This is a genomic window from Dyella marensis (assembly GCF_900112865.1).
Taxonomy (GTDB): Bacteria; Pseudomonadota; Gammaproteobacteria; order Xanthomonadales; family Rhodanobacteraceae; genus Dyella_D; species Dyella_D marensis_A.
In genome coordinates this window covers 36143-62080 of sequence record NZ_FONH01000011.1, presented here as the reverse complement: position 1 = coordinate 62080, position 25938 = coordinate 36143, and the positions used below count along the sequence as shown (strand labels likewise).

The window sequence follows — 25938 nt, the reverse complement described above, 5'->3', positions numbered from 1 at the left end:
CGTTGCTTAGTAGTCGTAACTCACGCTCAAGCGCACATAGCGTGGCTGCTGGCGCGCCGTCGGGGTGCCGTACAGCGGGTTGGCCTTGTTCGGCGAGGACTCGCCGTTCGGGAAGATTGCCAGCACGCGCTGCTCGTTGAGCACGTTGAACACATTCGCGCCGAAGGCCAGCCGGTTGGCCGCGAAGGCGGGCCGATAGCTCACGCCCAGGTCCAGCTGGCGGATCCACGGCAGGCGGCCCTGGCTGCCGGGCGGCGAGGGGTCGCCGAAGCAGAAGTGATAGCTGTTGCCGTAGCCGGCCGGGTCGGCGCGGTCGGGGCCGTAGTAGCCCAGGCAGGGCTTGGGCGCACCGGCGATCAGGCTGAGGTTGGCCGAGACCAGCCACTCGGGCGTGAGCTGGTAATAGCCGAAGAACTTCAGCTGGTGCTTGTGATCGTTGTTCTGCGCGCCGTTGCTGTAGTCCATGATCCAGGAGTTGTCCCAGTCCTGGGTGGTCGACACCGCGGTCTGGCCGGTGCCGCGCGACTCGCGGTACAGGTCCGAACGCAGCTGGCCCTCGGTATTGCCGTAGCTGCGCGAGAACACGTAGGTGAGCTTGCCGTACCAGCGACCGTCGAACGGATGCTCCAGGAAGGTCTCCAGGCCGTAGTACTTGCGCTTGAGCGTGGGAAAGCCGAACTCCGCATTGCTGAGCGGCACGCTGACGTAGCGGCCGGAGGTATCGACCAGCGTGAACGTATTGGCCTGTCCCGGATTGAACAGCCAGCAGCTCACCGGGTTGCTCGAGGTGGTGACGTCGTAGCCGAGCGAAGTGGCCTTGGCCAGCACGCGGTCGATATCGCAGTAGTCGTCGATCGCGCTGCGCAGCACGCGCTGGGTCAGCTTGGCGCCGTAGACCCAGTCGTTGCCCGCGGTCTTGGTGAAGCCGAGGATGAACTCGTCCTGGTATTCGGACTTGAGGTTCTGCGTGCTCACCGTCTTCGGGTCCGGCAGGATGCCGAACGCGTTGTTGGCCGAGACCGGGCCAGACATCGCGGTGAGCCCGGTCGGCGTGCCGTCGGCGGCGATGCCGCTGTAGGTGTAGTACTGCGAGGTGCTGACGTAGGCGCCCGCCGCGTTGAGCGAGGGGTTCAGCGGCAGGCCCAGGTAGTAGCGGCCCGCATTGCCGTAGATCTTGAAGCTGGAGTCGCCGTTGACGTCCCAGCTGAAGCCCAGGCGCGGCGCCCACTGCGGCTTGTGCTGGGTGATGTAGGCCTGGCCATCGGCGTTGTAGTTGCGGAACTGGTCGTTGCGCAGGCCGATGGAGAGCAGCCAGCGCTCGCTCACCTGCCACTTGTCCTCGATGTACTGCGCACGCTGGCTGGAACGCACCGTGGCCAGGCTGTTGGCGACGGTCTTCACCACGTAGTAGCCCTGCGCGCCGTTGGGAAAGCCGGCCGTCGCCGGCACGCCCAGGCCGGTGGAGAGCGGCGTATTCGGATCGGCCTGGTCGTAGCTCCAGTAATAGCCGGGGCCGGAAGTGTTCGAGCCCTGGTTGAGCGCCTTCGCGGTCTGGTTGTCGATACCGGCGCTGAGCGTGTGGTCGCCCAGCTTGTAGGTCAGGTCGATGCGCGTGTTAGTGGTGCGGTTGCCGCGGCCGGGATCGTAGAGCGACACGATGGTCTGGCTGTTGCCGCGGCCGACGCCGCCGTTGAGCGCGGGGTTCTGGTTGGTCACGCCGTCGACATAGGTGAGCGACGGGTCGTAGCCGCCCGGCACGTCGTAGTCGGAGGTCTTCATGCGGCCGTACTGCGCGGTGAGCGTGAGCGCGTCGGTGAGGTAGCCGGTGTACTTGGCGGTGTACACGTCGCCGCCGGACTTGATGTCGTCGTTCGCGCCGATGCGCGTGCCCTGCGCGCGATTGACGTAGTCGTAGCGGTAGACGGTGCCCGAGCTGTTGTACTTGTCGGAGGCGCCGGTGACTTCGAGGATGTGGTTGTCGGTGATGTTCCAGTCCAGCTTGGCGTACCAGCGCGGGTCGTTCTGGCGATAGTCCACGTAAGGCTTGCCGGAAAGAAAGCCGCTGACCGGATTGACCGTATTGCCTTCCTGCCGCTCGTATTCGCCGGCGACGAACAGGAACAGCTTGTCCTTTACCAGCGGACCGCCGGCATAGGCGCTGACCGTGGTGGTCCAGCTGCGGTCGGCGCTGTCCGGCGCATACAGGTTGCCCGCGACCGGCGTGGCCGGCAGGCCGCTCTCGTAGAAGCGGTCGCGCTGGCGCGCGCGGGCAAACGCCGGTTCCCACAACACCTGGGTGCCGAAGTGCCACTGGTTGGTGCCGCGCTTGCCGACCACGTTGATCACGCCGCCGTCGGAACGGCCGTAGGCCGCACCGTAGCCGCCGGTGTAGACCTCCTGCTGGTCGATCGCGCCGTAGGGCAGGGTGAGTCCGCCGAAGCCGCGCAGCGGATCGGTGGTGTTGAAGCCGTTGACGTAATACGCGTTCTCGCTCGCCGACGAGCCGCCGAAGCTGACCAGCGATTGCCCGGTGGGTCCGCTGAAGCTGCCGCCGTTGTTCACCACGCCGGGCGCCAGCAGCGCGATCGCTTCGGAGCTGCGGCCCAGCGGCACCTTGGCCAGCTGGTCGGAGGTGACCACGGTGCGCGAATCGACGCTGGATACGTCGATCGCCGGCAACGCATTCGCGGTGACGCTGATGCCGCTGAGGTTCTTCGCCGCCACCGCGCCGGTAAAGGAAACCTCGGTGCCCGCGCCGACCTTGATCGTGATGTTGTCGCGCGTCTCCACCGCCTGGCCCTGGCGCTGCAGCGTCACCGTGTAGGTGCCCAGCGGCAGTTGTCCGATGCTGTAGCGGCCCTTGTCGTCCAGCGGCACTTCGCGGCTCAGGCCCGTGCTGCTCTTGATCAGCACGCTGTCGCCCTGGCCCGCCGCGGCCTGGCCGAACAGTCCGCCGGTGGTGGTCTGCGCCAGTACGCCGCCGCTCACGCACAGGCCGATGGCCAGTGCGAGGAATCGTTTGCTGCCCAAGTTGCTGTTCGTCATCGCGTCGTACGCTCCCCATTGAGCGGGTGCACGGGCTCCCCGCGGGCATGGCGCGCCACGGCGTAGCCTGCGGTTCCCGCAGTGCCAGGTGTTGCTGTTCGGTCCTGTGGATGGTCGAAAGCGACGCTGCCGGAAGCCGCTGACGCGGCCGGTGCTTTTCGCTTGAGACATGACCGCGCAACCTTCTCCCAGAATGTTGCGATGCGGCATGTTGGTCCGTTATAGCGAAAAGTTTTTTGGATGTATAGATGGCCAAACGAATTCGTGGGCGGGTTCTTGCTTTGCCTGGCGTGCTTTTTTCAGGAAGGCGGCGGCCGGCATGTCGATATGCCCGGGGAGGCATGAGCGAGGGCCCGGGCGGGCTCATCCGGTATGATGGTTGTTTCGTGCGCCCCGGTCCGGGGCCGCCAGACCGCCCGGATACCCAGCCCCGCTATGTTTTTCCGCAATCTGACGCTGTTCCGCTTTTCCCCCGCCGTTGCCGAAGACCTCAACCGCCTGGACGAAGCCCTGGCCGAGCACCGCCTGCGCCCCTGCGGCCCGCTGGAAATGGGCACCAAGGGCTTCGTGCCGCCGGTCGGGCGGGGCGAGGAGGCGGCGCTCACCCATGCCGTGAAGGCCTGTACCCTGGTCACCGTGGGCAGCGAGGACAAGCTGCTGCCGGCCGCGGTGGTCAACGACGAGCTGCAGCGCAAGGTGCAGAAGATCGCCGAGGAAGAAGGTCGCAAGGTCGGCGGCCGCGAGCGCAAGCGCATCAAGGAAGACCTGCTGACCGAACTGCTGCCGCGCGCCTTCGTGCGCAGCTCGCGCCTGTCCACCTATGTCGACAAGCGCCACGGCTGGCTGGTGCTGGACACCTCCAGCCGCAAATCCGCCGAAAACGCCCTGACCCAGATCCGCGAGGCCCTGGGCAGCTTCCCCGCAGTGCCGCTGGCGCCGGAGGAAGGCCCGCGCGTGCTGATGACCGACTGGCTGGCCACCGGCAACCTGCCTGGCGGCCTGACCCTGGGCGACGAATGCGAACTGCGCGACCCGGCCACCGCCACCGGCGCCATCGCCCGCTGCCGCCGCCAGGAGCTGGACAGCGAGGAAGTGAAGGAGCACCTGCGCAACGGCAAGCAGGTGTTCCAGCTGGGCCTGGTGTTCGACGACCGCATGAGCTTCGTGCTGGGCGAGGACCTGGTGGTCCGCAAGCTGAAGTTCCTGGACGTGGTGATGGACGAGATGGGCGACAGCCACCAGGACGCCGCGGCCGAGATGGACGCCAGCTTTGCCCTGCTCACGCTGGAGCTGGAGCGCCTGCTCGGCAAGCTGGAAGAGTGGTTCGGCCTGCCGCGCCCGGCCGACGGCTGAGCCCCCCGGGCTGAACGCACCTCGAAAGCTTCGAGGTGCGGCCCGCCAGGCCGCGCGGTTATGCGGCCTGTGCTCCGAAACCCGCGCCCTGGCTGGGTTTTTCCCCTGCCGACCCCATCTATCCTGGCTCCCGGCGCCCCTGCGCCGGGCGTCACCCGGCCGTCTTGCATAGCCTGCATGCTCTCCCCACATTGGCGGGCGGAGAATGGCGGGACAGGGCAGCCAGGAGCAGCATTAGCAGCAAGGCGGGGTAGTACCGATGACGCAGCATCTGGAAGGCGACTGGCTGGAATTGTCGACGACGAGCGGCGGGACCATCCGCGTGCTCAAGTCCGCGCATCCGCGCGCGCGTCGCCTGCGTCTCACCGTCACGCCGAAAGGCGCGCGTGTTTCATATCCGCACGGCACGCATCCGGCGCAGGTCAGCGCCTTCCTGCGCAGTCACGTCGACTGGCTGGAAAGGAAGCTCGACGAGCTCAATCTGGTGACCAAGCCGCTGCCGGCGCTGCGCCTGGGCTACGCCACCGAGTTTCCACTGCGCGGCGAGACCACCCTGCTGGACTGGGCCGAAGGCCCGTATCCGAAAGTCGAGCCGTACGAAGGCGGCCTGACCCTGGTGATCCCGCGTCCGCATACGCGCGCGCTGCCGGTGGCGCGCGGCCTGCTTGCCTCGTATTTCGAAACGCTGATGCGCCGCGACGTCGCGCGCTGGATGGCCAGCTACGTGCCGCAGCTCGGCCTCGCGCCCACCGCGCTGCGTATCCGGCCGATGAAGAGCCTGTGGGGCAGCCTCGACACGCGCGACCGCATCAATCTCGATCTCGCGCTTGCGCTGGCGCCGCCGACCGCGCTGCGCTACGTGCTCGCGCACGAGCTGTGCCATCTGAAAGTGCGCAGCCACTCGCCGCGCTTCTGGACGCAGGTGGAGCATCTGTTTCCCGACTGGCGCGAACAGCGTGATTGGCTGCGCCAGAACGGCGCGGTGCTTAAGGCGGAGTTGGACAGGCTGGTGGCCGACGTCGCCGATTAGCCGCGAAGGTTGGGGTGAGCGCAGCGAACCCCAACGTGGCGATGCGCATGCCGGGTCCGTTGGGGTTCGCTGCGCTCACCCCAACCTACGCCGTTCGTCTGCCGTGGTTTAGATACAACCAGGCTGTGAGCGCCATCGCGATCACCGAGAACGCAGCCGCCGTCGCGAACAGCGGCCCATAGCGCCCGCCCGACACCAGCCATCCGCCCAGCGGGCCAGCCACGCCCAGCGCCAGATCGGTAAACACCGAATACGCCCCCAGCGCGGAACCGCGATTGCTCAGCGTCACCCGCTGTACGGCTTCGACGCCGAGCGCGGGGAAGATCAGCGAGAAGCCGATGCCGGTCAGCGCGCCGCCGAACATCGCCATCGCCGAACTGCCCGCGGCGGCGAGCACGATCAGCCCCACGCATTCCACCGTGAACGACACCAGCGCCACGCGATAGCCGCCGAAGCGCGAGATCGCCCCGCCCAGCACCAGCCGCACGCCGACGAAGCAGGCGCCGAACACGCTCAGCGTGGCCGCCGCGCCGCTCCAGCCCATCGCCGCGTAGTACAGGGTGACAAAGGTGGCAAGCGCGCCGAAGCCCACCGCGCCCAGCGCCAGGCCCATGCCATACGGGAAGACGCGGCCGAACACGTGATGCATCGGCAGGCGCTCGCCGGCTTCCACTTTCGCGGCCGGGCGCCGCCACCCCAGCAGCAGACCCGCCACCATCAGCAGCGCGCCGGCGATGCCGATCGCCACGAAACCGAACGTGCCGGCGAGCTGCACGCCGAGCGGCGCGCCCGCGGCGAGCGCGCCGTAGGTCGCCACGCCGTTCCACGAAATCACCTTGGCCGTATGCGCCGGCCCCACCCGCCCGATGCCCCACATGATGCAGCCCGTGCCCACGCAGCTCTCGCCCACGCCGAGCGCGAGGCGCCCGGCCAGCAGCAGCGCGAACGAGGCCAGCGGCCACGGACGCAGCAAGGCGGCGACGATCATCAGCGCGGCGCTGACACCGCAGGCGGCCATGCCGATCATCGCCGCGCGTTTCGGCCCGGCGGTATCCGAGGTGCGGCCGGCGAAGCCGCGGCTCAGAAACGTAGCGACGTACTGCGTGCTTACACCCAGGCCGGCGAGCACCGCGCCGTAGCCCAGGTCGCCATGCACGAACGGCGGCAGCACGGCCAGCTGCAGGCCGATCACCAGATAGGCGAGGAAGGTGAAGCTGACGATCTGGACGATGCGCCAGGTCAGCCGCAGGCCCTGGGGCTCGTCGTGGGTAGCGGTAGTCATGGATGTCTTTCGGGCAGGCCGCGAAGCAGGCGGGGCGCGGCGCGGGCCATTGTCGCAGAGCAGCATCGCTGCGGCGACTAAAGAAATTTTAATCTGCCGATCAGCCGTCCGCCGCCGGGAAATCCACGTGGCCGATCCAGTTGCGCTGGCGGCGCGCCAGGCGGTCGTCGACGCTTTCGCCGTCGAGCGTGCTGGAGCCGCGCTGCAGCAGTGCCGGATCCACGTTCTCGAACGTGTTGACGTTGACCACCGCGTACAGCCGCCCATCGATGCGGCTGGTCACCAGCGGCGCCACGCCGCAGGTCATGCAGATCTGGAAGGCGGCGGTTTCCGTGCCGAAGGCGTAGCGCGACACGCGCGACGGGTCGGCCACGCGCACCGTGAGCCGACCGTCGGGATACGAAGTCCACACGCCGCCGTGGCGCGTGCAGAACGTGCAGGTGCAGGCGCGTGCGGGGATCGTCGCGGGGTCGGGTTGCCAATCCAGCGAGAAGATGATGTTGCCGCAGTGGCAGCGCCCTTCGATCAGCATGCGCGTCTCCTTCTTGAGCCCCTCTCCCGCCGGCGACCCGAAGATAGTCCCTGTGGGAGAGAGGGGGTGGGGTGAGGGTGCGGGCGGAGCGCCAGAGTGATGCGCACTGCTCCGCCCGCACCCTCATCCGCCTGCCGGCACCTTCCTCGCTCCTCAAAGAAGGGCACATCCATGTGCCCTCCCCGCGTGCTCCCGGAGGGAGAAGGCTTCCGACTTGTGGCGTTGCGAAAACTTTCGATCAACCGCCCAGCGACATGTGCTGCAGCGTGAATGCCCCGAGGATCCGCGCCGTCTCTTCCGGCTTCTCCAGCACCGGCATGTGATTGCAGCCGCTGAGCACGGACGAGCTGATCGCGCTGGCGTGCGACAGCCCGTTGCGCAGGCTGTCCAGTCCCGAGATATCGATGATCTTGTCGTCGTGGCACCACAGCCCCAGCACCGGCATGGTCAGGCGATCCAGTCGGTTCTGCACGGACAGGTACTGCGAAGGATCGAGCAGCTCGTGGAAGGTGCGGTCGTGGAAGGCGCGCTCGCTCTGGTTCTTCTTGATCATCACGTCGACGAAGCGGCCCGGGATGCTGGGCATCTTCTCGAAGGCGAGCAAGGTGGCGCGTTCGAAGCCGGCGCGGTCGTCGTAGTTGAACAGGTTCGTGCCGGCCAGCGACTGGCGCACGAATTCGTTCTCGTTGGTTTTCAGGCCGAACGCATCGATCAGTGCCAGCGCCGCCACGTGCTCCGGATGATCGGCCGCATACGTGCCGGCGATCGCGCCGCCCATCGAATGGCCGACCAGCACCACGCGCTGCAAGCGCAGCGTGGCGATGAAGCCCTGCAGGCGCGCGGCCTGCGCATCGATGTTGTAGCTGGCGCCGTCGATGCGGGTGGAATCGCCCCAGCCCGGCAGGTCCGGCGCAATCACGTGGAAGTTCGGGGTGAGCAGGCGCAGCTGCTCCAGCCACACGTTCTTGTCGGCGCCGAAGCCGTGCAGCAGCAACAGCGTCGGGCCCTTGCCGCCTTCGTAGTAGACCCACTTGGTGTCGCCCACCTGCACCGAATGCGTTTCCACGTGCGCGGCCATCGCCTTGCGCGCCATCTCGGCGCTCAGCAGCCACTGCGGCGCGAACAGATAGCAGCCGCCCAGGCCGACGCCGAGCACCGCCGCGACGATGGCCAGGAACTTCAGGCGGCGGATCAGCAGGCGCTGCCACAAGGGCCGCGGATGGGCCTGGCCGGCGGCGGGAAGGGAGGACTTGGTCATCGGGGCGGTCCGCGGAAGTTGGACAGGAACATGTCGGGTCGCACGGCGCGCCGATCAAGGCCGGCGCGCCGCACGGTGGCGATCACTTGGCGGGCTTCTTCGCCTGCGGGTGCCTGGCCTTGTCGATGATCCGCTGGACGGCGTCCTGGGTCATCGGGTGATAGCCCGCCTTGGCTTTCGCATACACCTGCTCGGCGTAGGCCAGGCCTTCCGGCGTCTTGACGAAGGCGCGGTACAGCGGCGTGGTCAGGTACAGGCGGCCGATGCGGGTCATGTGCTCGGCGGCGGCACTCCACACGGCCTTGTCGCCGGCGGCGATCGCGTGGCTGTACCAGCGCATGCCGATCTCGGCATTGGGCGTGCCGGTCAGATGCCAGGCGGCATCGAGCTGCTGCATTTTTTCCAGCGGCGCGACGTCGGGCATGCCGTCCAGGAAGTACATCCATTCCTGCGTGTTCCAGCCCTTGGCGTCGAGCTTGTCCGCCGCCAGCGAGCCGGCGAGGAAAGCCGCGCGTTCCTTGTCGATCGCCTCGAAGCGCGGCGAAGCCGGCAGCGGCGCGTTCTTCGGAATGCCGGGCTGGTACACCCATTCCTTCACTTCGGCCCAGTCCATCTTGCCCGGGTTCTTGTCGAACAGATTGGCCTTGAGGTAGTCGAGCATCTGCTCGGTGTCGATGCTCTGGAAGGCGAAGTGCGCGAAATAGCCCTTCAGATACGCATCGAAAGTGCTGCGGCCGAAGCGCTGCTCCAGCGTGCGCAGGAACCACGAGCCCTTGGTGTAGGCCACGTCGGACAGCGTGTCGTCGGCGTCGACGCCGTGCGGTTCCGGCGCCAGCTTCTGCGAGTTCTCCGGCATCTCGCCGATGTGCTTCTGCAGGTCGCGCGCGGACAGCAGCGCTTCCTCGTCGGCCAGCGCCTTGCCGTACACGGCCTCGGTGATGCGGCCCTGCACGTAGGTGGTGAAGCCTTCGTTGAGCCAGATGTCGCGCCACGCGGCGCTGGTCACCAGGTTGCCCGACCAGGAATGCGCCAGCTCATGCGAGACCAGCGAGACCAGGCTCTTGTCGCCCACCAGCACGGTCGGCGTGGCGAAGGTCATGTTCGGGTTTTCCATGCCGCCGAACGGGAACGAGGGCGGCAGCACCAGCAGGTCGTAGCGGCCCCACGCATAGGGACCGTAGAGCTGCTCGGTGGCGGCGATCAGCTTCTCGGTGTCCTCGAATTCCTTGGCGGCCTTGCCGACCACGCTGGGCTCGGCGTACACGGCCGAGCGCGGGCCGGTTTCCTGCGCGGCGATATCGCCGGCGGCGACGGCCAGCAGGTAGGACGGGATCGGATGCGGCTGGTCGAAGCGGAAATCGCCGTCCAGCGGATGCCTGGCGTCGTTGAGCGCGCTCATCGCCACGCGCACGTTCTTCGGCGCGGTGACGTGGGCGCTGTAGGTGAAGCGGATCGCCGGCGAATCCTGCAGCGGCACCCAGGAGCGCGCGTGGATCGACTCCGACTGCGAGAACATGAAGGGCGCCTTCTTGTCCGCCGTCTGCTCCGGCGTCAGCCACTGCAGGCCCGAGGCCGTCGGTGCGGTGACGTAGGCGATGCGCACCTGCGCCGGATGCTGCGGCGCCTGGATGGTGAGCTTGCTGCCGAGCTGCTTGTCGGCCGGCGCCAGTGCGTACTTCAGCACCGTGGCCTTGCCCGCGCCGTCGACCGCTTCGACCTTGGCGATCTTCAGGTCGCGCGTATCCAGCACCAGGGCCTGCGCCTTCGGGTCCTTCCAGTCCAGCTTCAGCGTGGCGACGCCGTCGAGCTGCTTGTGCGGGAAGTCGATCTTCAGGTCCAGGTCCAGGTGGGTGACGCGCACCTGGTCGGGCTGGGCGTAGGAATGAGGATCGGCGGCGTAGGCGGCCAGCGGCAGGCTGAAGGCGCCGATGGCAAGGGCGCTAAGGAGGCGCATTAGGGTGCTCCGGTCAACGGGAGCGCCGAGTATGCCATCGCATCGGCGGGGCGACCTGTGGCGGGAGTATTGAGAGACGCCAGGTATAGGCGAGCGGCGTAGGTTGGGGTGAGCCGCAGGCGAACCCCAACAGAGATTCGATTCGTACCGCCCCGTTGGGGTTCGCCTGCGGCTCACCCCAACCTACGCTGGCGCCGGGCGCGGCGTCAGCGTGGAGCGTGCGGATCGACCGAGTATGGGAACGTCTTGGCCAGGTGCCCGGGTTGGGCTCGCACGCGTTCGATCCAGGCCTGGAAGTGGGAATAGGGTGCAAGGTCGAAGCCCGCTTCGTCGGCACGGCTGGCGTAGGCGAACAGCGCGATGTCGGCGATGCCGTAGCTCTCGCTGGCGACGAACGGGCGCGTACCGAGTTCCGCATCGAGCATGGACAAGGCACGCAAGCCTGCCTCGCGCTTCAGCTCCACCAGCGCCGGCCCTCGCTTCGCCAACTGCCCGGTCAAGGTCCAATAGCGCAACGAGCCGATCACCGACTCCACCCGCTCTTGTTCGAAGTTCAGCCACTGCAGCACCTTGGCGCGGCCATAGGCGTCGCCGGGCAGGTAGGGCGTGCCCTCGGCGAGGTAGGCCAGGATGGCGTTGGATTCGGCCAGGGTGCGGCCGTCTTCCAGCGCGATCGCCGGCACGGTGCCGGTGGGATTGATGCGCAGGTACCCGGGCTGGCGCCCTTCGCCCTCGAAGATGCTCACCGGCACGGTGCGATAGGGCAGGTCCAGATGGCGCAGCAGCTGGCGCACTTTCCAGCCGTTCTGCGAGGGCAGGTAGTCGTAGAGGGTGAGCATCGGGGCGATTCCGGTTGGCGATGGTGCACAGGATGGCGCGAAGGCGCGGCCGGCGCCCTCCGGTTCTTGCGATGTGTCAGCGCGATGTCAACCGGCGGCTTGGTTCGCGCGTCAATCACCCGTATGCCCATCCAGGGGTGACCAACGGTAGTGCTTATGGCTCGGAGATCCCGCCGCCGCCACGGCTTTCTCTTGCTGCTGCTGCAGCTGACCATCCTCGGCGCGGTGGCGCTGATCGCCAGCGACCTGCACGCGCAGCAGGCGCCCGCCTATGCGGGCGCCTGGCGTCTGGACGATCGCAACAGCGATACCGCCGATACCGTCAAAGGACTGCTGCGCGAGGCGGGGCGCAATGCGTCCGCACCTGCAGCGGCTTCGTCGAGCGGCACGTCGCCGCAAGGTGCGCATGGCAGTGGCGGTCATCGTGGCGGCATGGGGCGTGGCGCCGGCGCCGGGGGCATGGGTGGCGGAGGTATGGGCGGCGGCGGCCATATGGGCGGCGGCCATGGCGGTCGCGGCGGCAAGAACGCATCCGCCGACACCGACAAGGACGACAAGGCCCAGGATTTCCGCGGCGACTACGCCCTGCCGCCCACCCTCGAACACGATAACGTCCTGCTGGTGCAGCAGGACGCGCAGTCGATCCAGGTGCGTTTCGCCGACGGCCAGAACATGGACGTCCGCCTCGACGGCCAGCGCCGCCAATCGCTGGCCGGCAACGCGATGGTCGCCGGCTATCGCGAAGCGGACGGCATGCGCGTGTCGATCCAGTATGCCGACGGTTCGCAACTCGAACAGCACTGGAAGCTTGCACCGGATGGCAGGCAGCTCACTGTGCTGGGTGAGTGGAAGGTGCCGGGGTTGGGGCAGGCGGTAAATTTCAGGCGCAGCTACGTCGGGTTGCCGTAGCTGCGCGGACGCCGCTTACGCGTAGCGGTCGGCGAGGCTGTCGGTGGCCCGGACCAGCACATCCACAATCTCCGTCTCATACGCCGCATGTCCCGCGGTCACCACATGGAAATCCGCTTCCGGCCACGCCGCGGCCAAGTCATAGGCGTTCTTCACCGGGCAGATCAGGTCATAGCGGCCATGCACGATGGTCGAGGGGATGTGGCGGATCCTGGCGACGTCGCGCAGCAACTGCCCGGGTTCGAGGAAGGCGCGATGGCGGAAGTAGTGCACCTCCGCGCGCGCCTTGCTGATCGCCGATTCCTGCGTGCCCGCATCGGCGGGGTCGTAAGGCGTGTCGGCCAGCGCGATGCAACTGCTTTCCCACGCATCCCACGCCAGCGCGGCGGCCAGGCGCACCTGCGGATCCGCATCGTCCAGGCGCTTCCAATACGCTTCCACCATGTCGCCGCGCTCGGCTTCGGGGATATGCGCCAGATAGCGGCTCCATTCCACCGGGCGCACGTAGGACGCGCCGCCGCCCAGTTCGTTGAACCAGCGCAGTTCCTCGTCGCGCACCAGCCAGATGCCGCGCAACACCAATCCAAGCGCGCGTTCCGGGTGCGCCTGCGCATAGGCCAGCGCCAGCGTCGAGCCCCAGGAGCCGCCGAATACTACCCAGCGCTCGATGCCGAGCGCCTCGCGGATGGTTTCGATGTCGGCCACCAGGTGCCAGGTGGTGTTGTCGCGCAACTCGGCGAACGGTGTGGAGCGGCCGGCGCCGCGCTGGTCGAACAGCACGATGCGATAGCGCCGGGGATCGAAGAAGCGGCGGTGATACGGCGATACGCCCGCGCCCGGGCCGCCGTGCAGGAAGATCACCGGCAGTCCGTCGGGATTGCCGCATTCCTCCACGAACAAGGTGTGCAGGCCATCCACCGCGATGCGCTGGGTCTTGTACGGCTCGATCTGGGGATACAGCTCGCGCATGCGCTTGGCTCCTTGGCGATCGCGCGAGCATAACCCGCGCGATCGGTGGGCATTCAACCCAGCGCGTTGGCCGTGTTGCGCATGGCTTGCGTGATCGGGCGGTTGGCGTGCGAGGTCTGCAGCACCACCAGGGTGGTGGTGCTGATGCTGGGGTGGATCTTCAGCAGCCGGTCCAGCACGTTCTCCAGGTGCGGCACCGACATCGCCACCACGCGCAGCAGCGCGGAGTCCTCGCCCGCCAGACGGCGGCAGTCCAGCACTTCGGGAATGCCTGCCACCAGGGTGCCGACGCGCGCGCAGGTGCCGCCGTCGCAGCGCAGGCGGATCATCGCCTCGATGTCGTAGCCCAGCCGGCGCGGGTCGATCTGGGCACGGTAGCCGGTGATCACGCCGGCCTCTTCCAGGCGCTTGACCCGCTCGGCCACGGCCGGCGCGGACAGGCGCACCTTGCGACCCAGCTCGGCGTAGCCCAGGCGGGCGTCGTGCTGCAGGGCCTCCAGGATCTGCCAATCCTTGGCGTCCCAGGACGGTTTCGAATCGTAGGTGAGAGCGTTCATTGGATAGTTCGATCGTTGGCGAAACATGCCCATCCTACGCTGATTCATCATTCCGGGGTGACCGGCTCCGATCTACGATTTCTCTCTGTTTCCGCCCCAGGAATCACCCCCATGAGCACCCCGGAACGCCTCGACGGGCGCGCCTTGATCTATATCGGCATCGCCCTGCTTACCTGGTCCTCGGCCTATGCCGCGATCGCCCACGCACTGGGCTCGTTCACCCCGGGCGAAGTGGCCTTCGCGCGCTTAGGCATTGGCGCGCTTTGCTTCGCCGTGCTGCTGCTGGTCAAGCGGGTGCCGCTGCCGGCGCGCAAGGACTGGCCGCAGCTGGCCGTGCTCGGCGTGCTGGGCCTGACCGCCTATCACCTGTGCCTCAACACTGCCGAAACACGCGTGGCCAGCGGTACCGCGGCGATCATCATCTCGCTGATTCCCGCCGCCACCGCGGCGCTGTCCGCGGTGTGGCTGCGCGAGCGCTTGTCCGCGCGCACGCTGACCGGCCTCGGCATCGCCTTGCTCGGCGTGGTGGTCGTGGTGCTGGCCAGCGGCAAGGGCGTGAAGTTCGAGCCGATGGCCGCGCTGGTGCTGGTAAGCGTGGTCTGTTCGGCGGTGCTGTTCGTCGGCCAGAAGCCGCTGTTCGCGCGCAACAGCATGCTCGGCGTCACCGGCTTCACCTTCTTCGCCGGCGCGCTGGCCGCGCTGCCGTTCGGCCTGGGCCTGCCGCAGGCGCTGGCCCACGCGCCGATGGCGCATATCGGCTCGCTGCTGTGGCTGGGCATCGCGCCCACCTTCATCGGCTATATCGCGTGGAACGCGGCGCTGCAGCGCGCCTCCGCCTCGCAGGTGAGCAGCTTCATCTACTTCTCGCCGCCGATCGCCGTGCTGATCGGCTGGGTCTGGCTCGGCGAGCGTCCGGCCCTGCTCACCGTGGTGGGCGGCGCGGTCACTGTCGGCGGCGTGATCCTGGCCAATGCGCGCAAGCGCCCGGCCGCGCCGGCAAACACCGCATCGATCGCGGCGACCCCGGCCAAGCAGTGCTGAGGCGCGCATGGCGCTGATCGACCTGGCCAAGGCCGCCGGTGCCTTGCCGCAGGCGTGGACGTCGCAGGTGCTGGCGCGCTTCGGCGATGCCAGACTCAAAGTGCTGCGGATGGACGAGGCGGCATATCCGGACGAGTGCCACGATTACCCGGAAGGCTTGCTGGTGCTCGACGGGGAGATGCTGCTGGAGATCGGCGGCGAAGTCGTGCGGGTTGGCGCTGGCGAGCTTTATGTGGTGCCGGCGGGCGTGCCGCATGCGGTGGCGGCGGGGAGCCGGGGTACGTTGGTGATTCTCGATACCTGACCGTTTGGACGAAGGCGGTGTTACTTGGCTTGACGCAAGCCGATCTCTGCCATGTCGCCCGATGGGACGCTCACCCAGCGTTCGTCCCCTTGCTTCGCCGAGGGCTCAGGGATCGGGCGGCCCTCGTCGATATATCCCCATAGCGACAGGACCAGGGCATCCACCGATTCGCGTAACGCTTCTTCCGGTGAATTTCCAACGCTATTGAACGCCGGCAGGTCGCGGCATGTAGCGATGTACGCACCATCGGCAAGGGCGAGCTTGATTGCGTACCGCACGGTTGCTCCGGTGTATGTGGACGGACCGGGAACATAGTGGAGCGCCGCCAGGGATGTCTGTCAGACATCCCTGAATTAGTGCGTGGATTTTTACGGCTGCATTCCAGCCCCGCGTCGGCTTACGCTTAGCCGTCAATTTCCACACCGCACGGAGAGAGGCCGGCATGTACACCCTCTACATCGCCAACAAGAACTACTCATCCTGGTCGATGCGGCCCTGGGTGTTGCTGCACGAGCTGGGCATTCCCTTCGACGAAGTGATGGTGCCCTTCGAAGGCAACCATAACTGGGCGAACTTCCGCCGCTTCGCGCCGAACGGCAAGGTGCCGTGCCTGCACGATGGCGACACGGTGGTGTGGGATTCCCTGGGCATCGCCGAATACCTGGCGGAGCGGCATCCAGGCGTGTGGCCGGAAGACCCTGCGGCGCGTGCCTGGGCGCGCTGCGCCGCGGCGGAGATGCACTCGGGCTTCGGTGCGCTGCGCGAGCACGCCTCGATGAGCTGCGGCATCCGCGTGCGGCTGTTCCATCAGCCGGAGGCGCTGAAGGCGGACCTGGCGCGGCTCGACGAGTTGTGGGGGGAGGGGCTGCAGCGCTTTGGCGGTCCGTTTCTCGCTGGCGCGCATTTCACCGCGGTCGATGCGTTCTACGCGCCGGTGGTCTATCGCATCCAGACTTACGATCTCCCGGTGCAAGCCACGTCCGCTGCCTATGCGGCACGCCTGCGCGCACTGCCTTCCTGTCGTCGCTGGTACGAAGAAGCGTTGCAAGAACCCTGGCGCGATACCGACCACGAGGATCACACCCACCTCGCCGGCGAGTGGCTGGAAGATCTGCGCGCCGCCGGTTGAGTCGCTTACTTCTTGGTGCGCCCCAGCGAGGCCATCGCCTGCACGGGCGCATCCGGCGACACGGCGGTGGTGAGGGTGAACAGCAACTCGCTGTCGTCGCCGGGGCGCGACCAGGTGTAGCTCAGCGTGTGGATCGGGCCGGTCGGCGACATCCCATGCTCGTCCTTGTCCGCGGCGGCAGTAAGCGGCGGCGGGCTGGTGGATACCAGGTCCTTGAAGTGCTTTTCCACGCTCACATCGTCGGCGTGCTGCGCAAACACCGCGCAGATGCCGTCGTCGCGCAGCGACACCACGAAACGCCCCTCGCCCGGCCCTTTCTGCGGCCAAGCTTTGCCCGGTGCGCCGCCGAGGAAGAATCCGGCGGTGGCGGCCGGCAGCTCAGGTGTCTTCGCCGCTTCGAATTCCGCTTTCAGTGCGTCGGGCTTGGCGTAGTGCTTCATGCACTTTTCCGCGTACAGCTTGACGAAGAACGCCGCGGCATCGCCGTCCTGGGCAAGGGCGTGCGCGGCGGCGAGCAGCAGGGCAAGGCCGATCGGCAGGATACGCATGGCGGTCCGGGGTGGTTGGCGCGTGCGCGCATTCTGCCGCAAGTGCGTGACGGAAGCGTCAGGCCGGCTGGGTGGACGCCTGCGCCGCACGCCGCGCCTGCCAGCGCGCCAGGCCCATCAGCGCCACCGCCACGGCGATGAAGAACAACAGCACCAGCAATGCGTTGATCACCACCTGCACGTAGCCGAGATTGGTCACGTCGAGGAAGGGGTAGGGATACCAGCCGTTGAGCGCACCGCGCGCCAGCGCATAGGCGAAGTAGGCGGCCGGATAGCCGAGCCAGGCCGGAATCTGCCGCCAGGCCAGCGACGCCTTCGGCACCGCGATCCACCAGTACGCCAGGAACGCCAGCGGCATCGCGTCATGCAGCGTGGCGTCGGCAAACAGCTGCCAGCCTTGCGGGTGCCACAGCTGCCGCAGCATCACGTTGTAGACCGCGCTCACCACCACGATGCTCATCGCCACCGCCGTGCAGGTGCCGGGGCGATTGAAGAAGCGGGTGACCATGCCGCGCGGGCCGATCGCGCCGGCGGTGAAAGCCAGCGCGACCAGGATATTGGTCAGGATCGTGTAGAAGCCGAAGTAGATCCACGTACCGGCCAGCGCGCCCTCGCCTTTCTCCATGGTGAGCTGGATCGACAGCAGCCATTGCAGGATCAGCGCGAACCACCCCAGCGCAGCGGCCGCGGCGGCGAACAGGCGAAAGCGTGTGGACATGCCCACTCCGGGTTGCGATCAGGCGCCGGCGGCCACCTGCTCGCGAAGCGCGTGGCGCCGGCCCGCGGCAGCATACAGCCGCACCAGGAACGGAATGCCGATCAACAGAAAATCGTTCCAGCCGGGCGCGAACCAGGCGGCGACCAGCGACAGCGTGGCGGCCGTGGGCAAACCCCACGAGCGCCAGCGCGCCGCCGTGATTTCTTCCGGTGGCACGTCAACGCGCACATAGGGCGCGCGCAGGGCGATCGCAAACAGCCGGTTCTGCAGCAACCCCGCCACCAGCAGGGTCCCCGAATAGAACAGCTCCGGCACTCGCGCCAACGGATTGGAACTCATCAATGCCGTGGCGAACGGCATGAACGCCACCGTCATCAGCAACAGCAGGTTCGGCCACATCAGCTTGGGGCTGTAGTCGTTCAGCATGCCGAACACGCGGTGATGCGCCATCCACAGCATGCCGATCACCAGAAAACTCAGGGCGAAGCCGAACAGGCTGGAACGCAACTCGGCCAGCGCCTGCCAGTACAAGGCGTCATCGACACCGCTGACATGCGGCACATGCACCTCAATGATCAGCAGGGTGATCGCGATGGCGAAGACGGCGTCGGAGAAGAAGGTGAGGCGTTCGAGTTGCGAGGTGTTGGCGCTGGTGCTCATGCGGTGGGGCTCCCCTGGATCGGGCGGGATGCTGCGGGAGGCGTAAAGGCTTGTCCAGTGGGGAAATTGGCGACGAGGGGGAACTGGACTTGGGGTGAGATATTTTGCGTTTCACAGCAATAACTTGCGCATTGCTTGGGGTGCTCCTGAGTTGTTAGCTTGCGATGGGCGGTACGCCAGGTGCGAGCCCAGGGGAACAGGGATGCGCCATGTGCTTCGATGATCAGGCAAGCGGGGTCGTTTGTTGCCTAGCGTGGAGCGGATTTTGGCGCCGGTCGCCAATCAGCCAGGGAGAGTGCTGGTGAAGATGAAGAGCTTCGTCATGCTGATCCTGCTGATCTGCACATCGGTCAATGCAGGCGACGTGACTTACATATACACGGACCCACAGGGAACACCTCTGCTGGAGACCGATAGCACCGGCAAGATCATCGGCAGCTACGACTACCGTCCTTATGGTTCTCAGATATTAGGCACCGCTCAAAGTGGCCCTGGATATACGGGGCATGTGAATGACCCTGATACCAACCTCATCTATATGCAGGCTCGCTATTACGATCCTGTGGTGGGGCGCTTCCTGAGCATAGATCCGGATCCGGTGAGGCCCGGCGAGATACATGGCCACAATCGATATGTTTATGCCCAGAACGCTCCTTTGTCGCACACCGATCCGTCCGGGCGCTGCATCGAGGACTTCTGCATCGGTGAAGCCATTCTGGCTTTCGAAGGGATCGAATACCTCATTGCCAGTATGGAAGCGGGCGAAGTTGTCGCAGCGGAAGGAACCGTTGCTGTTGCTGCGGAAGGCGCCGCTGCGAGCAGCGCCACGGTAACTGCGGGCGCGACCGCGAGCGGTGCTACCCTGGGCACCGGAGCGTTGGCGGAAACGGCCGCGCAATGCGCGGCAAACACGACGTGTACCGCGCTGGCGGCCACGACCGCGACGGCTATAGCGGTCAAGACCGTTCAAGCTGTACAGCAAACGGCGACAACACAGCAGGCAGCGGAGCATACGAAGAATGCTCGACCCAGTTCGAAAGGCCGCCATGAAAAAGGCAATTCACGGAGAAAGCAGGATGCGGGCAACGAAAAAGGCGACTCCAGCAGACGGCCGTCGAACAAGCGGCCGCCAAACCATAGAGGTCCCTGGCCCCCGAAACCCGAAGTCCCTAAGTGATTTAATGAAAGGGCGCGACCAGAGATATAAAACCGCTCTGAAGCTGATGCAGCGTGGTGGCGATGTAGCGAAGGCGCACGCGCTGCTGGCTGCGGCAGCCGACGATGGCGATGCGTTTTCGATCTATGCGTTGGGTACCTGGCGTCTACATGGATTTTTTCTGAAAAAGAACCTCAGGGAGGCGGCAAGGCTTTTGCGGTTGGCCGCGGACGCCGACGTGGCCTATGCCTGCTTCGATCTGGCCATCTGCTATGAGCAGGGCGAGGGTGTAAAGAAAAACCTGAGTCATGCTGCCAAATATTATTTGAGGGCTTTCCTGCTTGGTGACGAAGAGTCTGCTGCATCGGTGGAAAGAATCTTCTGCTGGTACGGGAGCGAGCTCAATTTGCGCGCCATTTCAAAGGAGTTCGTTAGAGCTACGCGCTTGAGCTGAGTGAGCTTCATGTGCTTGCGGATATGGTTGGAGCGAATCGTTCGCTAAGTAAAGATGGACGGATCAGCGTCGCCGCAAGAAATGGCATATAAGGCAATAACTTGCGCGTTGCATGAAGTCTCCCGAGCCGATAGCTTCTCCAGCACCTGCGCGCAACGCGTGGGCAAGGGGAAACACAGGGTTGATGATCGGTCGCAAGCGCGCGTTCATGGAGTGGCGGTCTGGTCCGGGCGGTGCCTGGACGTTCGACTTTGGGACGGCCGAGCCGCGTCGTGCGCACCTCACAGGGGAAGCGGATGAAGCTCGGAAGCAGGCGCTGGGTAGGCCAGTGGGTGTTCGTGTGGATCGCATTGCTGGTGGCCTCCCACGCTTGGTCGCAGGCGGCCAACGTGACGCCCGAGAACGAATACAAGAAACGCATCCGGGTTAGCGAAGACATCCAGCCGCTGGGCGAGAATCCGTTCGGCGAGCAGATCGGCCTGTACAACGGAGCGTTGTCGTTCGAAGAGAAGGACGTCAGCACCAGCGGCACCGGTCCGTCGATCGACATCGTCAGGTCGTTCGGCATTCCCAATGTCGGCGTCAATGCCGCCTTCCACGATTACCACGCCAACGCCTTCGTGGATTGGGCGCTGGAAATCCCGCACATCGAAACGCTGTCCGCGCCGACCAAGAACGTCGTCAATGGCGTGACGAGCTACACCTGGTTCGATATCGACGATTTCTACGGTACCCAGCGCTGCAGCGAGCTGGCGGCTGGTCCGACCATGTACGTGTCGGTTCCCGGCTCGGTGGTGACCTACAACCCCGAGGACTGGTGGCACGGCTACCAACTGGTGATTCCCGGCGGCGGCAAGCAGGATCTGCTGTGGCGCGATGCGTCGAACACGCTGGCGCCCCAGATGACGGCGCCGGGTGGCGGTGCGATGTCGTTCCCGATCGTGACCAGGCAGCATTGGTCGATCGGCTGCCTCGCGCAGACCGCCAACGGGCAGCCGGGCGAAGGCTATCTGGCGGTAGCCCCGGACGGCACCAGGTACTGGATGGACTGGCTGATCTACAAGAGCACGGACATGGTGCTCGGCCAGCCTGGCGGCGCCTTGAAGCGCCGCACGCTGATGCTGATGGTGTCGAAGGTGCAGGACCGCTTCGGCAATACGGTCAACTACAGCTATGACAGCAACGGCAACCTGACCTCGATCCAGGCCGACGACGGCCGCCAGGTCACGCTCAATTACGTGCAGTGGCAGGCACCGGCCAGCGATCCGGGCCCGGCCTCGCCGGCGACCACCTATACCTCGTTCCGTATCAGCTCGATCACCTTGCAGCCGTCCAGTGGCGCGCCCCGCACCTGGAACTACAGCTACAGCAGCGATCCCACCATCCCGCGCCTGACCGGCGTGCAACTGCCCGACGGAAGCTCGTGGTCGTTCAACATGGGCGGGTTGCCGGCGGCGGAGCCGGACATGGTCATCGACTATGGCGGCGCGGATACGTGCTCCTACACCCTCTATCCCAACAGCGGATTGAGCGGGTCGGCGACGCTGACGCATCCGTCCGGCCTGGTGGGCACGTTCTCCATCAAGACCATCGTCAGGGGGCGCTCGTACGTGCCGGAGGTCTGCAACGGCACTACGCCGGGCCGGCGTCCACGCGTGTATGCCGAATCGGCCATCCAGCAGAAGATGTTCTCCGGCGCCGGCATGGCGAACCAGACCTGGAACTACAGCTATTCGGCGCCGAACGAGAGCTGGAACAAGGACTGCTCGGCGGGCTGTACGTCAACCGTCACCACGGACGTGGTCGACCCTTCGGGCAACGGCACGCGGTACACCTTCAGCAACCGCTACGACGCTACCGAAAGCCTGCTGCAGCAGACCGACTACTACACCGGCGCCGTCGGCGGAACGCTGTTGCGCTCGGCCGTCACGGCCTATGCCAACCCCACGGGCGGGCCGTGGCCGGCGATGCTCGGCTCGTCCACGCAGGTCGTGGTCAACGATGCGCAGCTTGGCGAACTGATTCCGGTCAGCCAGCAGACGCTGCAGCAGGATGGCGATACCTATGTCTGGCTGGCGGAGGCTTTCAACGCGTACACGCAGGTCACCAAGACCAAGCGCTACAACAGCATTGCCGGCCAGGCGGCGATCGAGGAGCAGACCAGCTACCTCAACGACCTGCCGCATTGGGTGCTGGGTCTTCCGCAGGAGACCGACAACCTCACGACCGGCGAAACCGAAAGCATCAACACCTACGACCTGAGCAATGTCACCTTGCAGTCGCGCTCGAGATTCGGGCAGACGCTGATGACCTATGCGTTCGACGGCCAGGGCCAACTCGCCAGCTTCACCGATCCCAATAGCCACACCACCACGCTGAGCAATTACAAGCGTGGCATCCCGCAGACCATTGGCTATCCCGACAACACCTCGCAAAGTCTCGCGGTGGATGACTTCGGTCAGATATCTTCAATCACCGACCAGGCCGGAAGCACCACCAGCTACAGCTACGACAGCATCGGGCGCATCACGGGAATCACCTATCCCACCGGCGACGAGGTGGCCTGGTACCCGAAGAGCTTCAGCTATGCCTATGTGACTGGCGCCGAACGCGGCATCGGCGGCGGCCATTGGCGCCGTATCACTACCAAGGGCAATGCCGTCACCACGACGTATTTCGACGTGATGCTGCACCCGATCCTGAGCGATGCCTCCATCAGCGGCACCGCAAACTCCGACATCAGCACGCGCACCGATTACGACTGGAAGGGACAGAAGACGTTCGCGTCCTATCCGGTGAGCGGCGCACCGGATCTCGGTTCGATCGGCAGCGGCGTTTCCAGTGTCTACGATGCCCTGGGACGGCTCACGCAGACCCAGCAGCCTTCCGAACTGGGCACGCTGACCACCGCGACGGCGTATCTGTCCGGCGCGCGCAAGCAGGTCACCGACCCGAAGGGCTACGTCACCACGACCAGCTACCAGGTGTTCGACCAGCCCGGTTATGACGCGGTCATCCAGGTGCAGGCGCCGGAGGGCATCAGCCAGGCCGTGGCGCGCGATCTCTATGGCAATCCGCTCACGATCACCCAGTCGGGCAATTACGGCACCGAGAGCGACAACGTATCCAAGACGCTGACCTACGACAATTACCACCGCTTGTGCCGCACTACCGAACCGGAGAGCGGCAGCGAGGTGACAGCCTACGATGCGGCCAACAACGTGGCGTGGACGGCGTCGGGGATGTCGATCACCGGCACCGGTTGCGGGCAGGAACAAGTGCCCGCGGCGACGCAGGCCGGGCGTACCTATGACGCGATGAATCGCGTGCTGACTTTGGTTCCGCCGTCCGGCACGCAGAGCACCACTTATGCCTACGACGCGCTCGGCAACGTCGCCACGGCCACTTCTGGGCTGACTTACTGGACGGCGTACCGCAACAAGCTTGGCCAGCTCACCGGCGAATCGCTGCAGGTCAGCGGCCAGAGTCAGTGGCGCATGGGTTATGCCCATGACGCCTATGGCTCGGTGAGCACGATCCAGTATCCGAATGGCGAGGCGGTGGGCTACGCGCCGGATGCACTCGGGCGCGCGACGCAGGTCGGCAGCTATGCCACGGGCGTTGCCTACTACCCCGATGGGGATCTCGCGTCCTTTACCTATGGCAGCGGCGACTCGTACGCGGCGCAGAAGAACGTTCGGCAGCTGCTCAGCAACTTCACCTACGGCAATGGCGGCACGCTGAAGCTCAGCGAGGATTACGCCTACGACAAGAACGGCAACATCTCCACCATTACCGATCTGACCAGCGGCACGCGCACCAAGAGCTTCGGTTACGACACGCTCAACCGCCTGACGCAGGCGCAGGCCAACAATCTGTGGGGTACGGAAACCTACAGCTACGACCCGCTCAACAACATCCGCAGCCGAGTCAGCGGCGGCCAGGCCTTCACTTACAACTACGACGCGACCAATCGCCTGGCCAGCATCACCCAGGGTGCCAGCAATGTCGTCACGCTCGGCTACGACAGCCGCGGCAACGTCAACAACCGCAATGGCACCACGCTGAACTTCGACCAGAAGAACCAGCTGACCAGCGCGCAGGGTTACGACAGCTACGCCTACGATGCCTCGGGCCGCCGCGTGATGAAGGCGCCTTCCAGCGGCGCCGGCGCGACGTACTACTTCTATACCCAGGCCGGCCAGCTGGTGTACGCGTTCGACGCCAGCGCATCCAAGGCCACCAACTACATCTACCTGGGCAAGAAGCTGATCGCACGCAACGAATCGCTGCAGCTGTCCGCGCCGGCCAGCATCAGCTTCAGCGCCAACCCCAACAATGGCAACTACACGGTGAGCTGGACCGCCGTGGCGGGCGCCACCGGTTACAACCTCAATGAGAGCACCGATGGCGGCGTGACCTGGGCCCAGGCCGGCGGCGGTACGCTGACCACCAACAGCCTTGCGTTGATCAACAAGAGTGGCGGCAGCTACACGTATGAAGTGCAGGCCTGTGCTTCGGCCGGCTGCACCACCTGGACCGTCTCCTCCGCCTTGGGCGTCACGCCGGTGCAGCCGGTCATCACGGTGCCTACCGGCACCACCAACGGCAATTACTCGGTGAGCTGGAGCGCCACTGTTTCGGCGACGAGCTATGACGTGCAGGAGGCGGTGAATAACGGCGCATGGACCACCATCGCGTCGGGTACTACGGCCACCTCGATCAGCCGTCCGGGAACCAGCAGCGGCAGCTATACCTATCAGGTCCAGGCCAGCAACGCCTATGGCACACGCGGCTGGGCGACCTCGTCGGCCGTGACCGTGGACACCACGTACGGCGTGGTCCCGCCGGCGCCGGCCAGCGTCACCGTGCCGGCCGCAAGCGCGGATGGCACGGCGACAGTGAGCTGGGCCTCGGTCGCACAGGTGACGCACTACACCTTGCAGCAGAGCAGCGATGGCGGCACCAACTGGACGCAGGTGTATGACGGTGCGGCACTCAGCGCGCCGCTCAGCGGCCTGGCCAATGGCAGCTACACGTATCGGGTGGAAGCCTGCAATGCCTACAACTGCAGTCCATGGCAGGCGGGCGGCAATGCGCTGGTGGTGACGCACCCGCCGACAGGGGCGCCGACTCTCACGGCACCAGCCAACAGCACCAACGGCAGCTTCACCATCAGCTGGACCGCGGTGAGTACGGCCACCAGCTATACCTTGCAGGAGAGCGTCGACGGCGGAAGTACCTGGGCCCAGGTGCAAGCCAATGGCAACACCAGCTGGCCGACGAGTGGCCGCAGCAATGGCAACTACAACTATCGGGTGCAGGCCTGCAATGTGGGTGGCTGCGCAGGCTGGAGCAGCACGGGCACGACCACGGTGCTGCTGCCGCCACCCACGCCGACGGGGATCACCGTGCCGGCGACCAGCAACGGTCCCATTCCGGTCAGCTGGAATGCCAGCCCGACGGCGACCCGTTATGACCTCTACCAGAACATCAACAATGCCGGCTGGACGCTGGTGGCCAGCGTTTCCGCCACGAGCGTCACCGTGACGGCGACTACCTCCGGCGGCTATCAGTTCTTCGTCGCCGCCTACAACGCGAGTGGCTGGAACGGCGCAGTCAATAACAGCTCCCTGGTCACCGTGACGATTCCGCCAGGCAGCGCTCCAACCCTCAGCGTGCCCGCGAGCAACAGTTCCGGGAGCTACACGGTGAGTTGGTCGGCGGTCAGCGGAGCGACCTCCTACAACCTGGAGGAACAGTTGAACGGCGGCGGCTGGACGCTGGTGCAAGCCAACAGCTCCACCAGTTGGGGTGCGTCCGGCAGGGGCAACGGCACCTACGGCTACATGGCGCAGGCGTGCAATGCGGGAGGTTGCGGGCCGTGGAGCGGCGTATCCAATGTCAGCGTCGCGCTGATCCCGGCAGTACCGACGGGGCTGCATACCGTCACGGTGAATTCGACCAAGGGTTCGTACACCGTCGCGTGGACCGCGGTGAGCGGCGCGACCAGCTACAACATGCAGCAGACGCTACCCGACAGCACGGTGACCATGCCGTACACCGGCACGGCGACGCAGGCGAGTGCGACGGATATCGGGGTCAATGGAACGGTGACGGTGCAGGTGAGGGCTTGCAATGCGTCGGGGTGTTCGGCGTGGAGTGGGGGGTTGAGCATCGCGATCGATTCCAACTGAACC

21 protein-coding genes are annotated in these 25938 nt (G+C 66.0%); 9 read left to right on the top strand and 12 right to left on the bottom strand.

Annotated elements, in window-relative coordinates:
* Positions 1 to 6: 6 nt before the first annotated feature.
* Entirely contained in the window at positions 7 to 3045 is a 3039-nt protein-coding gene (locus tag BM172_RS14575; RefSeq protein ID WP_026635039.1) for a TonB-dependent receptor, read from the bottom strand.
* A 435-nt stretch (positions 3046 to 3480) separates the two neighbouring features.
* Between BM172_RS14575 and BM172_RS14570 the strand changes: the two genes are divergently transcribed.
* The gene (locus tag BM172_RS14570) at positions 3481 to 4398 is read left to right on the top strand and encodes a recombination-associated protein RdgC (protein WP_026635038.1); all 918 of its coding nucleotides are present in this window, start codon (positions 3481 to 3483) and stop codon (positions 4396 to 4398) included.
* Between the two features lie 259 nt (positions 4399 to 4657).
* Positions 4658 to 5428 carry a M48 family metallopeptidase gene (locus BM172_RS14565; protein WP_026635037.1) on the top strand — a complete coding sequence of 257 codons (771 nt, stop codon included), beginning with the start codon at positions 4658 to 4660 and terminating at the stop codon, positions 5426 to 5428.
* A gap of 85 nt (positions 5429 to 5513) precedes the next feature.
* On the opposite strand, the gene BM172_RS14560 is transcribed toward BM172_RS14565, so the two are convergent.
* The 5 genes from BM172_RS14560 to BM172_RS14540 all read right to left on the bottom strand — a co-directional run bounded on the left by BM172_RS14560 (position 5514) and on the right by BM172_RS14540 (position 11293).
* Entirely contained in the window at positions 5514 to 6710 is a 1197-nt protein-coding gene (locus BM172_RS14560; protein WP_026635036.1) for an MFS transporter, read from the bottom strand.
* A 100-nt stretch (positions 6711 to 6810) separates the two neighbouring features.
* Positions 6811 to 7242 carry a GFA family protein gene (locus BM172_RS14555; protein ID WP_026635035.1) on the bottom strand — a complete coding sequence of 144 codons (432 nt, stop codon included), beginning with the start codon at positions 7240 to 7242 and terminating at the stop codon, positions 6811 to 6813.
* A 238-nt stretch (positions 7243 to 7480) separates the two neighbouring features.
* Entirely contained in the window at positions 7481 to 8500 is a 1020-nt protein-coding gene (locus BM172_RS14550) for an alpha/beta fold hydrolase (RefSeq protein ID WP_026635034.1), read from the bottom strand.
* An 82-nt stretch (positions 8501 to 8582) separates the two neighbouring features.
* Positions 8583 to 10454 (bottom strand): M1 family metallopeptidase, encoded by a 1872-nt coding sequence (locus BM172_RS14545; RefSeq protein WP_026635033.1) that lies wholly within the window; start codon positions 10452 to 10454, stop codon positions 8583 to 8585.
* Between the two features lie 206 nt (positions 10455 to 10660).
* On the bottom strand, positions 10661 to 11293 hold the full coding sequence (locus BM172_RS14540) for a glutathione S-transferase family protein (protein ID WP_026635032.1): 633 nt from the start codon (positions 11291 to 11293) through the stop codon (positions 10661 to 10663).
* A 156-nt stretch (positions 11294 to 11449) separates the two neighbouring features.
* On the opposite strand from BM172_RS14540, the gene BM172_RS22550 reads away from it, so the two are divergent.
* Positions 11450 to 12202, top strand: coding sequence for a hypothetical protein (locus tag BM172_RS22550; RefSeq protein ID WP_155964705.1), 753 nt, complete (start codon positions 11450 to 11452; stop codon positions 12200 to 12202).
* A gap of 15 nt (positions 12203 to 12217) precedes the next feature.
* Here the strand turns inward: BM172_RS22550 and pip are convergent, their stop codons facing one another.
* A complete protein-coding gene (pip, locus tag BM172_RS14530) occupies positions 12218 to 13171 on the bottom strand; it encodes a prolyl aminopeptidase (protein ID WP_026635031.1) in 954 nt (317 codons plus the stop codon).
* 53 nt (positions 13172 to 13224) lie between these two features.
* Positions 13225 to 13728 (bottom strand): Lrp/AsnC family transcriptional regulator, encoded by a 504-nt coding sequence (locus BM172_RS14525; protein WP_026635030.1) that lies wholly within the window; start codon positions 13726 to 13728, stop codon positions 13225 to 13227.
* A 111-nt stretch (positions 13729 to 13839) separates the two neighbouring features.
* Between BM172_RS14525 and BM172_RS14520 the strand changes: the two genes are divergently transcribed.
* Positions 13840 to 14769, top strand: a complete 930-nt coding sequence (locus tag BM172_RS14520; protein WP_026635029.1) for a DMT family transporter — start codon at positions 13840 to 13842, stop codon at positions 14767 to 14769.
* A gap of 7 nt (positions 14770 to 14776) precedes the next feature.
* The gene (locus tag BM172_RS14515; protein ID WP_026635028.1) at positions 14777 to 15073 is read left to right on the top strand and encodes a cupin domain-containing protein; all 297 of its coding nucleotides are present in this window, start codon (positions 14777 to 14779) and stop codon (positions 15071 to 15073) included.
* A 20-nt stretch (positions 15074 to 15093) separates the two neighbouring features.
* Here the strand turns inward: BM172_RS14515 and BM172_RS14510 are convergent, their stop codons facing one another.
* Entirely contained in the window at positions 15094 to 15351 is a 258-nt protein-coding gene (locus BM172_RS14510) for a type II toxin-antitoxin system HicB family antitoxin (protein ID WP_143096533.1), read from the bottom strand.
* A 164-nt stretch (positions 15352 to 15515) separates the two neighbouring features.
* Here BM172_RS14510 and BM172_RS14505 point away from each other — a divergent pair, with 164 nt between their 5' ends.
* Positions 15516 to 16202, top strand: coding sequence for a glutathione S-transferase family protein (locus BM172_RS14505; protein ID WP_026635027.1), 687 nt, complete (start codon positions 15516 to 15518; stop codon positions 16200 to 16202).
* Between the two features lie 5 nt (positions 16203 to 16207).
* Here BM172_RS14505 and BM172_RS14500 read toward each other — a convergent pair whose 3' ends face one another.
* The 3 genes from BM172_RS14500 to BM172_RS14490 are packed head-to-tail and all read right to left on the bottom strand — an operon-like array spanning position 16208 to position 18128.
* Positions 16208 to 16750 (bottom strand): NMCC_0638 family (lipo)protein, encoded by a 543-nt coding sequence (locus BM172_RS14500; protein ID WP_026635026.1) that lies wholly within the window; start codon positions 16748 to 16750, stop codon positions 16208 to 16210.
* A gap of 58 nt (positions 16751 to 16808) precedes the next feature.
* The gene (locus tag BM172_RS14495; protein ID WP_026635025.1) at positions 16809 to 17468 is read right to left on the bottom strand and encodes a Pr6Pr family membrane protein; all 660 of its coding nucleotides are present in this window, start codon (positions 17466 to 17468) and stop codon (positions 16809 to 16811) included.
* An 18-nt stretch (positions 17469 to 17486) separates the two neighbouring features.
* Positions 17487 to 18128, bottom strand: a complete 642-nt coding sequence (locus BM172_RS14490; RefSeq protein ID WP_051548599.1) for a TMEM175 family protein — start codon at positions 18126 to 18128, stop codon at positions 17487 to 17489.
* A gap of 307 nt (positions 18129 to 18435) precedes the next feature.
* Between BM172_RS14490 and BM172_RS14485 the strand changes: the two genes are divergently transcribed.
* The 3 genes from BM172_RS14485 (at position 18436) to BM172_RS14475 (ending at position 25935) form a co-directional block, all read left to right on the top strand.
* A complete protein-coding gene (locus BM172_RS14485; RefSeq protein ID WP_231504189.1) occupies positions 18436 to 19305 on the top strand; it encodes an RHS repeat domain-containing protein in 870 nt (289 codons plus the stop codon).
* A 4-nt stretch (positions 19306 to 19309) separates the two neighbouring features.
* The gene (locus tag BM172_RS14480) at positions 19310 to 19738 is read left to right on the top strand and encodes a tetratricopeptide repeat protein (protein WP_026635024.1); all 429 of its coding nucleotides are present in this window, start codon (positions 19310 to 19312) and stop codon (positions 19736 to 19738) included.
* Between the two features lie 296 nt (positions 19739 to 20034).
* A complete protein-coding gene (locus tag BM172_RS14475) occupies positions 20035 to 25935 on the top strand; it encodes a hypothetical protein (protein ID WP_026635023.1) in 5901 nt (1966 codons plus the stop codon).
* The last annotated feature ends 3 nt before the right edge of the window (positions 25936 to 25938 follow it).